Raw genomic sequence first — 13,178 nt, 5'->3', positions numbered from 1 at the left:
GTGCAGGGCCGCGACGGCGTGACGCTGCGCGCGCTGACCGCCGGCGAGCGGCACCGCCCTACCGTGCTGCTGATCAACGCGCTGGGCATCAGCGGCGTGTTCCTGGCCGGGCTGGCGGCGGAGCTGGCGCCGCGCCACCACGTGGTCACCTGGGAGTCGCGCGGGCTGCCGGATTTCGCGGCCGCGCGCGACGATGCCGACTACTCGGTCGAGCGCCACGTCGGCGACGCGGCGCAGGTGCTGGCCGCGCTGGACGTGAAGCCGCAGGCCATCGTGTCGTACTGCTCCGGCAGCCCGATCGCGGCGATGGGCCTGGCCCGGGGCCAGCTCTCAGCACAGGCCTGGTGCGCTATCAGCCCGTCGATCCACGTGCCGGGCGGCGCGCAGACCGACTACCAGCGCACCATGCTGCCGATGTGGGCGCAGATGGTGAAGACCGGCCACCGCCATGCGGCGCTGGTGCGCGGCCTGATCCGCCAGCAGATGCGCGAGGACGACGGCTCGCTGGCGCACGAGCTGCACCACTACAACAACCGCCCGTTCCTCACGGTCGAATCCACCTACCGCTACGCGCAGCTGCAGTCGGCCTGCCTGCAGCCCGACTGGCCGGCGCTGCTGGCGCGCATCGACCTGCCCGCGCTGATCGTGCATGCCGGCAGCGACGACGTGATCCACCGCGAGACCTCGATGCTCGTGGCCAGGCACATCCCGCATGCCGAATTCGCCGAGGTGCCGGGCGCCGGCCACTTCGCCATCTACGACAACGACTCCGTGCTTGAACGCATCGGCGCGTTCCTGCGCCAGGCCCACCCACAACCTGCCCCGTCACATTAAGAAAGTCCCAGATGGAACTTTATCTGCCCATTCTTGAAAACACCAAGGCAACGCTGGTGGCGCGCGTGCGCGACCACGGCTTCCTGCAGCGCTGCCGCGCCGGCGAGGTCACGCTGGAGGAGCTGAAACTGTTCCTGGTGCAGCAGGGCATCTACAGCAGCTACTTCACACGCTACCTGTGCGCGCTGATGGGCAACCTGCCGAACAACGACCAGGTGCTCAAGCTGGCCGAGAACCTGTGCGAGGAGCTGGGCCTCACGCCGGACAGCGAAACGCCGCACAGCACGCTGTACCGCGACATGCTCAAGGCGTTCGACCTCACGCTCGACGGCGCGCGCCCGCTGGTGGGAACACGCCGGCTGATCGACACCATGTTCGACCATTGCCGCCACGCCAATTCCGCGCGCGGGCTGGGCGCGCTGTGCCTGGGCGCCGAGGCGCTGGTGCCGGCCGTGTATGCCGACGTGATCCTGGCCTTCGAGGCCTGCGGCGTGTCGGCGCGCACGCTGGAGTTCTTCCGCATCCACGTCGAATGCGACGACGGCCATGCGCAGACGCTGCGCGACATCATGGTGGAGCTGGCCAGCCGCGACGCGGACAACCTGCCGTTCATGCTGGGCGCGGGCAACGCGCTGGTGGACGCGCGCATGGACTTCTTCTCCTCGATCGAGGACCACGCGCGGAACCATCCGCCGGCGCGCGGGACCGAGGGCCTCATCCCCGGCGCCGCGCCGCGTCGGAGCCTGCAGGCGGCAGGCGCGTCATGAGCGAGACGCTCAGCTGGGACAAGCCAGCGCTGGTGGAGCGCGCGCAGGCGCAGATGAAGCACCACCTGGCCGCGCTGGAGGCCGGCACGCGCCAGCAGGTCGCCTGGGCCTGCCGGGTGCTGTTCGCCGAGGGGCACGCCAGCGGCCTGGCGGGCCAGGTCACGGCGCGCGCGGAGAAGCCGGGCCAGTTCTACACCCAGGCCATGGGCCTGGGCTTCGACGAGATCACCAGCGAGAACATGCTGCTGGTGGACGAGGACCTCAACGTGCTGCAGGGCACCGGCATGGCCAACCCCGCCACCCGATTCCACGTCTGGATCTACCGCGCGCGGCCGCAGGTGAACAGCATCGTGCACACGCATCCGCCGCACGCCTGCGCGCTGTCCATGACCGGGCAGCCGCTGAAGGTGGCGCAGATGGACATGTGCATGCTCTACGACGACGTCGCTTTCCTGCCGCAGTGGCCCGGGGTGCCGGTGGGCAACAGCGAGGGCGAAATCATCTCGGCGGCGCTGGGCGGCAAGCGGGCGGCGCTGCTGGCGCACCACGGGATCGTGGCCGCGTGCGCCAACGTGGAGGAAGCGTGCGTGGTGGCCGTGCAGTGCGAGCGCGCCGCGCGGCTGCACCTGCTGGCGCAGGCCGCCGGGACGATCGCCGAGCTCGACCCCGAACTGGCCCGCGAAGCGCACGACTGGACGCTGCAGCCGCACCGCACGCGGGCCAACTTCGCCTACCTGGTGCGGCACGCGCTGCGGCACCCCGATCCGCAATAGGAGCCGCCATGTACAGCACGACCCTGCACGATGCCGACCTCGAACGCAATGTGATCGAGCGCATGGGTGCCAGCTGGGACACCCGCGTGGCCGTCCGCCAGGAGCGGCTGGACCTCACGCAGTACTACGACCCGGCCATCCCCGACTTTCCCGCCACGATGGTGCCGTTCTGGGACGATCCCGAGTTCGCCGCTCTGGACCAGCCGCTCAAGCTGCGCTTCCTGGCCGCGGCCTGGGTGGCCTACAACGAGAAGGCGATCTATCTCGAAGACGAGATCGTGCAGCCGCTGTGCAGCCTGCTGCTGAAGAACCGGCTGCCGGGCGTGGCCGACCCGCGCGTCAAGCAGGTGCTGGCGCAGGTGCAGGTCGACGAGCAGTTCCACATCCTGATGTGCCTGGACGTGTGCAACAGCGCGCGCGAGCGGCACGGGCTGTTCGGCTACGAAATGCCCGAACCGCTGGTGGGCACGCAGCTCAAGCGCAAGCTGGCGGCGATCTCCGATGAACGCGAGGCCGCGATCCTGCGGCTGGCCTTCGCCTCGGTGGCGGAAATGTCGATCAATGCCTACCTCAACCTGGTGGCTTCGGACATGAGCATCCAGCCGCTCAACCGCATCAACACCGACATGCACCGGCGCGACGAGTCGGCGCACAGCATGGCGTTCCGCCAGATCGTGGCGTCCTGCTTCAAGGCGCTGGACGCGCAAGGCCAGGAGCAGTTCCGCCGCCACATCCGCGCCGCGCTGGATGACTTCACCACACCCGACCACGGCTCCTGGGCGTCGATCCTGGCGTTCCTGGACATTCCCGGGCGCGAGGCCCTGCTCGCGCGCCTGGACACCGCCACGCGCGCCAAGCGCCTGAGCCGCGACTACACCGTGCTGAGCAGCCTGTTCGCCGAAATCGGCCTGGAAGACGCATTGACATGAGCCTCTTTGACACCTCCCTGCTGGCCCTGCCGCTGTTCGAGGACCGGCATCGCCGCCTGGCCGCGCAGCTGACAGACTGGGTGGCCGCGAACCGCGAGCTGCCCGCCTCGCTGGCGCACGAAAGCGCGGCCGAGCGCGGGCGCCTGTACACCCGCGTGCTGGGCCGCGACGGCTGGCTGGCATACGCCATCGATGCCGAGCCCGGGCGCGACCGCCCGGACATGCGCGCCGTCTGCCTGATCCGCGAGGCGCTGGCGCAGCTGGACGACCTGGCCGATTTCGCGTTCTCGATCCAGGGCCTGGCGGCTTCGCCGGTCGCCTGGTTCGGCAGCGAGGAGCAGCGCGCGCGCTACCTGCCGCCGATGCGCTCAGGCGCGCTGATCGGCACGCTGGCGTTGTCCGAGCCCGCCGCCGGCTCCAACCTGGCCGCCGCCGCGCTTCGCGCGGACAAGGTGCCCGGCGGCTACGAATTGCACGGCGAGAAAACCTGGGTCTCCAACGGCGACATCGCCGACTTCCACAACGTGCTGGCGCGCACCGGCGAAGGCCCCGGCGGCCTGGGCCTGAGCTACCTCCTTACGCCGGCGAACGCCAGCGGGCTGGGCGCGGCGCAGCACATCGAGCTGCTGGCGCCGCGGGCCTTCTCCTCGCTGCGCTTCGACAATTGCAAGCTGGAGAGCGACGCGCTGGTCGGCCAGTCGGGCATGGGCTTCAAGTACGCGATGGAGATCCTGAACTTCTACCGGGTCACCGTCGGTTCGGCGTCGGTGGGCTTTTGCCGGCGCGCGCTCGAGGCCTCGGTCGACTGGGCGCGCAACCGCGACATCGCCGGCGCCAAGCTGATCCAGTCGCAGATGGCCATGGACAAGCTGGCCAACATGGCGCTGTATCTGGACGCGGCGTCGCTGCTGGTGGCGCGCAGCGCCTGGGAGTTCGACACCGGCGTGCGGGACGTGGCGGCGCATGCCAGCATGGCCAAGCTCTTTGCGACCGACGGCGCCGGCAAAGTGGTCGACGACACCGTGCAGCTGTTCGGCTCGGCGGGCCTGGTGGCCGGCTCGTTGCCCGAGCAGCTGTACCGGCAGGTACGCGCGCTGCGCATTTACGAAGGCACCTCGGAGATCCAGAAGATCATCATCGCCGGCTCGGTGTCGCGCCCGCGCCGCCCGGCCCCGCGCGCATGAGGACAGTGCTGGTCACCGGCGCCACCCGCGGCATCGGCCTGGCAGTGGCCCGCCGGCTGGCCCAGGCCGGCCACCAGCTCGCGCTGCACTACCGCGGCGACGAATCGGCGGCGCGCGACCTGGCCGCGGAGATGTCGCGCCGCGAAGTCCCGCATGCGCTGTTCCGCGCCGACATCGCCGATGCGGCCGAGGCCGCGGCCCTGCCCGGCCAGGTGGCCGCGCGCTTCGGCCGGCTGGACGCGCTGGTCAACAACGCCGGCATCACCGACGACGCCGTGTTCCTGACCATGCCGCAGGAACGCTACGCGCGCGTGCTGCGCACCAACCTGCTGGGCACCATGCGGCTCACGCACGCGGCGATGCCGCACCTGGCCAAGGCCGAGGCGCCGGCCATCGTCATCATGAGTTCGCTGGGCGGCGTGGCCGGCAAGGAAGGCCAGGTGGCCTACGCCGCCAGCAAGGGCGGCCTGATCGGCCTGACCCAGTGGCTGGCGGCGCGCTACGGCCACACCGGCCTGCGCGTCAACGCCGTCGCCCCCGGCTTCATCGAAACCGACATGACGCGCCAGCTCAAGCCCGCGATGACCCAGCACATCCTGGACGGCACCGCGCTGCGCCGCGCCGGCCGTGTTGAGGAAGTGGCCGAGACGGTGTTCCAGCTGCTGGAGCCGGGCTACGTGCAGGCGACCACGCTGCGCGTGGACGGCGGCTTCAACCGCTGATGCATCGATGAACCTTTGCGCACCATGACCACCAACCCGCCCTCCCCCATTCCCGACACCACCGTCACGCACCGGGTCTGCTATGCCGACACCGACGCAGGCGGCATCGTCTACCACGCGCGCTACATCGAACTGGTGGAGCAGGCGCGCAACCGGCTCATGTACCAGGCCGACTTCAGCTTCGCAAAGCTCGCGCGCGAGCACAACATCGCGCTGATCGTGCGCAAGCTGGGCGCCGACTACCGCGCGCCGGCCCTGCTGGAGGACGAGCTGCGCATGCGCTCGCGCATCGCGCTGTGCCAGCCCTCGCGCTCCGTGTGGATCACCGACGTGCGGCGCGGCGACACGCTGCTGGTCACCATCACCATCGAGATGGTCGCCGCCGACCTGGCCACGCGGCAGCTGGCGCGCCATCCGGATGCGCTGCTGCAGGCGCTGTCGCCTTTCCTGGACGGCGCACCCGACGCCACCGCGCCCTACTTCTCGACGAAGGCCCGCTCGATCACGTAGTCGCCCGCGTGGCCTTGCTGCGGCGACACGCGCAGGCCGTGGCCGTCGAGCATGCGGCTCAACTCCTCCAGCATCGACGGGCTGCCGCACAGCATGGCCCGGTCGTCTTGCGCATTGAACCGCGGCACGCCGAGGTCCTCGAACATCTTTCCGCTGGAGATCAGCTCGGTGATGCGCCCCCGCGTGGCAAAGGCCTCGCGCGTCACCGTCGGGTAATACACGAGCTGGCGGCGCACTTCCTCGCCGATCAGTTCGCTGGCCGGCAGTTCGTTGCGGATGAAGTCGGCATAGGCCAGCTCGTTGACGCGGCGCACGCTGTGCACCAGCACCACCTTCTCGAAGCGCTCGTAGACCGCCGGGTCCTGGATGATGCTCATGTACGGCGCCAGGCCCGTGCCGCTGCCGAACAGGTACAGGTGGCGCCCGGGCTTGAGGTCGTCGATCACCAGCGTGCCGACCGGCTTGCGCCCGACCAGCAGGGTTTCGCCCACGCGCACGTGCTGCAGCCGCGAGGTGAGCGGGCCGTCCGGCACCTTGATGCTGAGGAACTCGAGGTGGTCGTCGTACACCGCGCTGGCGATGCTGTAGGCGCGCATCAGCGGCTTGCCTTCCACCACCAGGCCGATCATGACGAAATGGCCGCTCTCGAAGCGCAGGCTGGGCGGCCGCGCGACGCGCAGGCTGAACAGGCTGTCGTTCCAGTGGTGGACGTGCAGGATCTTCTGCTCGGAATAGGCGGACATCGGCTCCTCCTTGGTCGGTTCAGACATTGCCTTCGGCCACGCCGATGCCCAGCGGCACCACCGTGCCGGCGATCGGCAGGTCGGGTTGCTGCAGGAAGTGCACCAGCGTCGCCGCCACCGCGCTGGCGGCATTGGGCTTGAACTTCATGGCATAGGCCTTCAGCCCCGCCGCGGCGGACATCCAGCGCGCGGGCTCCACCTGCTCGCGCACGCATTGCACGCTGGCGCAGTTGATGCGCACGCCAAAGCGCAGCATCTCCTTGGCGAAGCTCTTCGCCGCGGCCTGCCTGGCGCGGCTGTCGATGGCGGTGCACGGCAGGTCCAGGTAGTAGCGCATGCTGTCTTCCATCGTCAGCACCCATAGCTGCCCGCCATCGCGCCGGGCCAGCTGCCGCGCTGCCGCCTGGAGTTCCGCCAGGAACCCGGTCAGGCTTGCGTCCAGGCGGTCGGCCATGGCGTCCAGGTCTTCATCGCGCCGGTCGGCATGCAGGTCTTCGTCGCGCGGGCAGAAGACGACATGGTCGACGCCGCGCGTGCGGGGGTCCTCGGCATCGAGCACGCGCGGCAGCGCCTCGCCGCCGAGGCCGTTCGCGTCCGCGTGAGAAGCCGCCTGTGATGCGCAGCGCGCATGCGCCAGCACGGAGAAGCCGGCGGCAACCAGGCTGTCGTGCAAAGCGCGCCCCAGCACCGAATCGGCATCCACCAGCAGGACGCAGGCGCCCACGCTGTCCGTCTCAGGCGGCACGCAGTTCGCCCGAGGCGCGCATGTTGTCCACGATGAACGCGACCAGCGACTGCACGTCCTTGCAGGTCTTCTCGAGGAATTCGCGGTCGGTGTCCGGCGCCTTGATGCCGAAGGTTTTTTCCACCGAGACGAACAGGTCGAGCGCATCGACCGAGTCGAGCGCAAGGCCTTCGTCCAGCAGCTGGGTGTCGTCCTTGATGTCCTGCAGGCGCACGCCGGAGCTGCCAAGCTGCAAGCGGTCCAGCAGCAGGTCCTGCTTGACGAATTGGCTCACTTCATCGCGAGTCCAGGTCTTGGTCTTGGTCTTGGTCGTGGTCATGTCTGTCGTCCTTGCGGTTTTGGTGCTGACGGATGCGTCATCCGATGTGGTAAATGTTGACGGCGGCGCGCATGCAGCGGCGCTGGTCCACGTGGGCCACGCCGTGGAACGTGCTGAATCGTGCCGCGCCGGCGGGCACCGGCCGAGGCGGTTCGGCGAAGCGGATGTCCACGTTCACCAGCTGGCCCGGGTGCACCGTCTGATTGAACTTCGCGCCCTCCACGCCCACCAGGTAGCCGCGCACGGTGTGGCCGGCGCGCCAGCTGAGAAGCAGGTTGGCCGCCTGTGCCAGCAGCTCGATCAGGATCACGCCCGGCACCACCGGCTCGCCGGGGAAGTGGCCGCTGAAGAACGCTTCGTCGGCCGGGAAGCGCCGCTGCGCGCGCAGCGACAGGCGGTCTTCACCGGCGTCGGCTCGGTCCACGAACAGGAACGGAGGCCGGTGCGACAGCCACGCGGCGGGGTCTTCGATGGCGGTGGTGGCGGCGGTCGCGAGCATGCGTCCATTTCACCCGCAGCAGCCCAAAGAGAAAACTACCAAGATTGGTAGTCGTGACGGATGCGGGGGTGGTCGCGGCCCCGCGGTTCAGCCCGCGCCCGGCGTGAGCGCGCGCCGCAGCCAGTTGTTCAGCGCGGTCCTGGACCCCACGGCTTCGCGCTCGCCCAGGCGCAGGCGAAGCGGCGCGGGTGCCACGCCGGCGGGGCATGCCAGGTCGTCGCAGCGGAAATGCGCCAGCGCGTGGTCGTCGCGAAAGCCCAGCTCCCGCAGTAGCGCGTGCTTCGGATCGAAGGCGGGAAAGCTGCGGAAGGTGAGGTGCCCGAGCTGCCGCGACTGCGCGAAGGCGCGAACCTCCTGCAGCAGCGCGTGCAAGACCACGCGCATGTCGATGCCGCCGCGCACGTGCAGGCGCCGGATGTCGCAGCACAGCTCGCCCAGCACTTGCACCGCGGCGCAGCCCAGCGGCCGCGTGCCGTGGTAGGCCAGCAGCATGGTGCCTTCGGGGCGCGCATAGCAACCGGGCAGCGAGGTCAGCTCCTGCCCCAGGTTCATCGGCGTCACGCCGTGCCGGGACACCCAGTGGTCGTATTCCAGCAGCAGGTCCTGCACCAGTTCCTCGTCGCGCGGGAACTCGGCATGGCGCACGGTGATGGCATCGAGACGGAACACGTTGGCCATGGCATCCCCCCAGCTTGGGCTTGGCATTGCTGCCGCATCAGCGGCAGAAGTAGAGGCCCGACAACAGCGGCACCAGCACCGGCGGCTCCAGGTAGCTCTGGAAGATGAAGAGGGTCAGGGCCGCGCCCGCCAGCGCCGCGGCACAGCGTCCGGTCCAGATCCAGAGTTTGTTCATGCGGCCGTGCCGAGCGGGCCGAGCACCGGCGATGCGGGGCGTTCGACCTTGCGGTCGTTGATCGGCCAGTGCAGCGCCGCCGAGATGACGCCCAGCGCGATGGCACCGATCCACAGCAGGTCGTAGGATTTGGTGGCATCGAACACGCGGCCACCCAGCCACACGCCGAAGAAGCCGCCCAGCTGGTGGCCGAAGAAGACGAAGCCGAACAGCGTGGAGATGTACTTCACCCCGAAGATCTGCGAGACCAGGCCGCTGGTCAGCGGCACGGTGCCCAGCCAGATCAGCCCGAAGACAAAACAGAATGCATACATCGACCAAGGGCTCAGCGGCAGCACCCAGAACAGCACCATGGCCAGCGCACGGACCAGGTAGATGACGGACAGCACGTATTTGCGCCGCATGAAGCCGCCCACGTAGCCGCAGACATAAGTGCCGATCACGTTGGCCAGCGCGATGATGGCCAGCGAGGCGCCGGCCTGCTTCGCATCCATGCCCTTGTCCACCAGGTAGGCCGGCAGGTGCGCGCCGATGAAGGCCAGCTGGAACCCGCATGCGAGGAAGCCGGCGTTCAGCAGCCAAAAGCCGCGGTGCCTGAACGCTTCGCGGATGGCCGAGCCGACCGACTGGTCCTGCTGCTCGGACGCATGCGAGCTGTGCCCGTCGCGCAGGAACACGGCCAGCGGCGCCATCAGCACCATGAGCGCGGCCAGCACCAGCAGCGCGGACATCCAGCCGATGCCGTTGATCATGCCCTGCGCGAACGGCACCATGCAGAACTGGCCGAAGCCGGCGATCGCGCCCGTGACGCCGAGCGCCCAGCTGCGGTGTTCCGGCGGGAAGATGCGGCTCAGCGCGCCGTAGATCGCGCCGAACCCGGTGCCCGACAAGGCGATGCCGATGAGCACGCCGCCGCCCAGCGTGAACTGGCCCGGCGTGCCGGCGTAGGCCATGGCCAGCAGGCCGAGCGCATAGGCCACGGCGCCGAACAGGACGATCCTCGCGGAGCCGAAGCGGTCGGCGATGATGCCGGTGAAAGGCTGGGCCAGCCCCCACACCAGGTTCTGTATCGCCAGCGCGAAGCCGAACGCCTCGCGCGACCAGTCGTGGCCGATGGTGACGGGCTGCAGGAACAGGCCCTGCACGTGGCGCACACCCAGCGCCGCCCCCATCACCAGGCCGCCGGCGGTCACCAGCAGCCAGCGGTATTTCCAGGCGTTGCTTTGCAGGTCCACGTCGCGCTCCGTTCCGGTTTGCGAGCCATTAGACTCTCCGGCTGCAGCGGTCTCAAACGATTGTTTTGCGCGCATCACTTGCACTGGCGTCATGTCAAACAGCCTGCTCCGGCTTCCCCCACTGGACCTGTTCCGGGGCTTCGTCGCGGTCGGCAGGCGCATGAGCATCAAGCTCGCAGCCGATGACCTGTGCGTCACGCAGTCGGCCGTCAGCCGGCAGATCAAGGCGCTGGAAGAACACCTGGGCGTGCAGCTGTTCGTGCGCAACCACCGCGCCATCGCCTTCACCCCGCAAGGCGAGGTGGCGTTCCGCGCCTGCGAAGGCAGCCTGCAGCAGCTGTCGGACCTGGCCTCGGCACTCAGCGCGGGCCAGGTGCGCCGTCCGGTGACGGTGTCGGCCAGCATCGGCGTCGCGGCGCTGTGGCTGCTGCCGCTGCTCGGTGATTTCCAGCGCGAGCATCCGCAGGTCGACGTGCGCGTAGCGGCCAGCAACCGCATCCTCGACCTCGACCGCGAAGGCATCGACCTGGCGATCCGCTACTGCCCGCAGTCGCTCGCGCCGGCCGGCGCCACCTTGCTGTTCAACGAGACCATCGCGCCGGTGGCGCATCCGTCGGTCGCCAACGGCGGGCTGCGGACAGCGGCCCAGCTGCAGTCGCAGGTGCTGCTGGAGTACGACGACCGCCACCGGCCGTGGCTGCACTGGGCCGACTGGCTGCAGACGGCGGGCTGGCCCGGCGTGCAGCCGAGCGCGACCATCCGCTTCAACCAGTACGACCAGGTCGTCTTCGCCGCGCTGGCCGGCCATGGCGTCGCGCTCGGGCGACTCGAGCTCATCCACCCACTGGTGGACGGCAAGCGCCTCGCGCGCGTGCCGATGGACGTTTTGCCGCAAACCACCCAATACGGCTACTGGCTGGTCGCCGGCGCACAGGCCGCGCGCGACGACGTGCAGCTGCTGGCGCAATGGGTGCGGCGCCAGGCCGCGCAGACCTACTAAGTTTGGTAGTTGTGCCGGCGGGCACCCCGCCGCGACGATAGCCGTCCACCGATCCGCCCGCCCAACGCGTGGTGCGGCCTCCAGTCCCCATTAGGAAGCTCTCACATGAAAAGCACGAAACAACCGCGCGGCCTGCTTTGGGCAGCGGCCGCATTCGCCATCACCGCCGTCGCGGGAGGTGCCCACGCCGCCGAAGAACGGGTGGTCAAGATCACCGGCTACGGATCGAAGACCGGCGTGCTGCGCCAGTTCGGCATCAACAGCGAGGCCGCCATGCGCGCCTCGGCAGAACAGATCAACAAGGCCGGTGGCGTGAAGCTGGCCGACGGCACCCGCGCGCGCATCGCCGTGGACTACTACGACGACCGCTGCAACGTCGAGGAAGGCCTGGCGGTCACGCGCCGCATCGCGTCGTCCGATGCGCTGGCGGCGATCGGCACCACCTGCTCCTCGGTGCTGGAGTCGATTTTCGGCGCCCTGCAGAAGAAGGCCGGCGACCCCAACGACGCGGGGCTGCAGCTGCCGATCTTCACCGACGTGGCCATGAAGATCGGGCTGACCAAGCCCAGCGAATGGGCGTTTCGCAACATCCCGGACGAGATCGGCATGTACACCAAGCTGTTCGCCTGGGTGAGGACCAACCATCCCGCGGTGAAGACGGTCTACGGCGGCGTGGAGGAGGACTTCGTGCATTCGCGCCAGACCTGGTATTCGGTGATGAAGGAGCGCGCCGCGGCCGCCGGCTACGACATGAAGGGCGAGGCCAAGTGGCTGGTGGACGACAGCAACTTCGCCGGCCAGGTGCGGCAGATGAAGGAAGTCAACGCCGACGTGGTGGTGATCTCCGCGCATCCCTACACCGCCTGCGGCGTGCTCAAGGAGATGAGCCGCCAGGGCGTCAAGCCCAAGCTGCTGGTCGGGCTGACCAGCATCGCCACCCCCGAGACCCTGGACACCTGCGGCAAGGAAGCCGAGGGCGTGCTGATCCCCACCAGCTTCGCGCCGGTGACGCCGGCGGCGCAGGCGGCGGCGGCGGCCACCAAGGCGTACGGCGGCTACTCCGACCTGCACAGCATGGCGGCCTGGGAGAACATGCTGGCGTTGAAGAAGGTGATCGAAACCAGCGGCGTGCAGGCGCGCCCCGACACCGTCAAGGCCGACCGCATCAAGATCCGCGACGGCCTGGCCGCGATGCAGCAGACCGAAGGCCTGCTAGGCCCCCTGCAGCGCACCAAGGACCGCGAAGCCGTGAAGCCCTACGTGTTCGTGGAAGCGAACGCCGGCAACTGGCGCGTGGTGAACCGTCCGGCGGACTGAGGCGCGCGGAATCCGCGGCGTCATGGGCCCGCTGCTGGAAGTCACGCTCGACGGCGTGGCGCTCGGCGCTTCCTACGGCCTGCTGGCCGTGGGATTCACGCTGGCCTTCGGCGTGCTGCGCCGCGTCGACCTGGCCTACGGCGCTTCGGTGATGGTGGGGCTGTACCTGGCCCTGTGGCTGCACCAGCGCTTCGCGCTGGGTGGCATCGCCGTGGCGCTGGCCTGCCTGGCCGGCACGGTGTGCAGCGCTGCCTATGTCGAGCGCATGTGCTTTCGCCCGCACATGCGTAAGGCGGCGGGCGCGGCGGTGGCGGCCAGCTTCGCCATCTGGATGCAGCTGCAGGAAGGCGCCATGCTGCTGCTGCCGCTGCATTCCTATGCCTTCCCCTCGCCGCTGGACGGCTGGACCAGTTCGGCCGCCGCGCTGCGCCCGCCGCAGCTGGTGGCACTGGCCGGCGCGGCGGGCCTGGCCGGCGGCCTCTGGCTGCTGATCCACCGCGCGCGCTTCGGCCTGGCCGTGCGCGCCATCGTGCACGACCCCGAGACGGCGGCCTGCATGGGCGTCAACGTCCCGCGCGTGTCGACGCAGGTGTTCCTGCTGGTCGCGGCCACCGGCTCCGCCGCCGGCTACCTGATCGTCCTCATCCACGGCCAGATCACGCCGATGTTCGCCATGTGGGCCACGCTCAAGGGCCTGGCGGCCGCGATGCTGGGCGGCCTGGGCTCGCTGGCCGGCGCGGTGGTGGGC

General features: G+C 69.5%; 17 protein-coding genes. 10 read left to right on the top strand and 7 right to left on the bottom strand.

The window, feature by feature from the left end:
* The 7 genes from H0U68_RS03455 to H0U68_RS03425 form a co-directional block, all read left to right on the top strand.
* On the top strand, positions 1-834 hold an 834-nt coding region (locus H0U68_RS03455), incomplete at its 5' end, for an alpha/beta hydrolase (RefSeq protein WP_296352769.1).
* A gap of 11 nt (positions 835-845) precedes the next feature.
* Complete coding sequence (locus tag H0U68_RS03450; protein ID WP_296352768.1) at positions 846-1,601, top strand: iron-containing redox enzyme family protein; 756 nt, start codon at positions 846-848, stop codon at positions 1,599-1,601.
* Positions 1,598-2,374: an aldolase gene (locus H0U68_RS03445; protein WP_296352767.1), complete on the top strand. Its 777-nt coding sequence runs from the start codon at positions 1,598-1,600 to the stop codon at positions 2,372-2,374. The genes H0U68_RS03450 and H0U68_RS03445 overlap by 4 nt, the downstream gene beginning before the upstream one ends.
* 8 nt (positions 2,375-2,382) lie before the next feature.
* Positions 2,383-3,303 carry a diiron oxygenase gene (locus H0U68_RS03440; RefSeq protein ID WP_296352766.1) on the top strand — a complete coding sequence of 307 codons (921 nt, stop codon included), beginning with the start codon at positions 2,383-2,385 and terminating at the stop codon, positions 3,301-3,303.
* Complete coding sequence (locus H0U68_RS03435) at positions 3,300-4,487, top strand: acyl-CoA dehydrogenase family protein (RefSeq protein ID WP_296352765.1); 1,188 nt, start codon at positions 3,300-3,302, stop codon at positions 4,485-4,487. The genes H0U68_RS03440 and H0U68_RS03435 overlap by 4 nt, the downstream gene beginning before the upstream one ends.
* Positions 4,484-5,209 carry an SDR family oxidoreductase gene (locus tag H0U68_RS03430; RefSeq protein WP_296352764.1) on the top strand — a complete coding sequence of 242 codons (726 nt, stop codon included), beginning with the start codon at positions 4,484-4,486 and terminating at the stop codon, positions 5,207-5,209. The genes H0U68_RS03435 and H0U68_RS03430 overlap by 4 nt, the downstream gene beginning before the upstream one ends.
* A gap of 24 nt (positions 5,210-5,233) precedes the next feature.
* Positions 5,234-5,719, top strand: a complete 486-nt coding sequence (locus tag H0U68_RS03425) for a YbgC/FadM family acyl-CoA thioesterase (protein WP_296352763.1) — start codon at positions 5,234-5,236, stop codon at positions 5,717-5,719.
* Here the strand turns inward: H0U68_RS03425 and H0U68_RS03420 are convergent.
* The 7 genes from H0U68_RS03420 to H0U68_RS03390 form a co-directional block, all read right to left on the bottom strand.
* Entirely contained in the window at positions 5,686-6,462 is a 777-nt protein-coding gene (locus H0U68_RS03420; RefSeq protein WP_296352762.1) for a ferredoxin--NADP reductase, read from the bottom strand. The genes H0U68_RS03425 and H0U68_RS03420 overlap by 34 nt on opposite strands.
* Before the next feature lie 19 nt (positions 6,463-6,481).
* Complete coding sequence (locus H0U68_RS03415; RefSeq protein WP_296352761.1) at positions 6,482-7,186, bottom strand: hypothetical protein; 705 nt, start codon at positions 7,184-7,186, stop codon at positions 6,482-6,484.
* A 10-nt stretch (positions 7,187-7,196) separates the two neighbouring features.
* Entirely contained in the window at positions 7,197-7,526 is a 330-nt protein-coding gene (locus H0U68_RS03410) for an acyl carrier protein (RefSeq protein ID WP_296352760.1), read from the bottom strand.
* Between the two features lie 37 nt (positions 7,527-7,563).
* Positions 7,564-8,025, bottom strand: a complete 462-nt coding sequence (locus H0U68_RS03405) for a 3-hydroxyacyl-ACP dehydratase FabZ family protein (protein ID WP_296352759.1) — start codon at positions 8,023-8,025, stop codon at positions 7,564-7,566.
* An 87-nt stretch (positions 8,026-8,112) separates the two neighbouring features.
* Entirely contained in the window at positions 8,113-8,703 is a 591-nt protein-coding gene (locus tag H0U68_RS03400; protein ID WP_296352758.1) for a hypothetical protein, read from the bottom strand.
* 37 nt (positions 8,704-8,740) lie between these two features.
* Positions 8,741-8,878: a hypothetical protein gene (locus H0U68_RS03395; RefSeq protein WP_296352757.1), complete on the bottom strand. Its 138-nt coding sequence runs from the start codon at positions 8,876-8,878 to the stop codon at positions 8,741-8,743.
* Positions 8,875-10,113: an MFS transporter gene (locus H0U68_RS03390; RefSeq protein WP_296352756.1), complete on the bottom strand. Its 1,239-nt coding sequence runs from the start codon at positions 10,111-10,113 to the stop codon at positions 8,875-8,877. Before H0U68_RS03390 ends, H0U68_RS03395 begins: the two co-directional genes overlap by 4 nt.
* Before the next feature lie 91 nt (positions 10,114-10,204).
* Between H0U68_RS03390 and H0U68_RS03385 the strand changes: the two genes are divergently transcribed.
* The 3 genes from H0U68_RS03385 to H0U68_RS03375 form a co-directional block, all read left to right on the top strand.
* A complete protein-coding gene (locus H0U68_RS03385; protein ID WP_296352755.1) occupies positions 10,205-11,113 on the top strand; it encodes a LysR substrate-binding domain-containing protein in 909 nt (302 codons plus the stop codon).
* Positions 11,114-11,218: 105 nt separating this feature from the next.
* Positions 11,219-12,430: an ABC transporter substrate-binding protein gene (locus tag H0U68_RS03380; protein ID WP_296352754.1), complete on the top strand. Its 1,212-nt coding sequence runs from the start codon at positions 11,219-11,221 to the stop codon at positions 12,428-12,430.
* Between the two features lie 22 nt (positions 12,431-12,452).
* Positions 12,453-13,178 (top strand): branched-chain amino acid ABC transporter permease (locus tag H0U68_RS03375; RefSeq protein ID WP_296352753.1); only part of this gene is annotated, 726 nt, incomplete at its 3' end.

Origin of the sequence: Ramlibacter sp. (assembly GCF_013697775.1) — a bacterium.
In the GTDB taxonomy this organism is placed as follows: domain Bacteria; phylum Pseudomonadota; class Gammaproteobacteria; order Burkholderiales; family Burkholderiaceae_C; genus Ramlibacter.
Note: the sequence above shows the minus strand (reverse complement) of the source record. Positions and strands in the feature narration are given on the sequence as shown.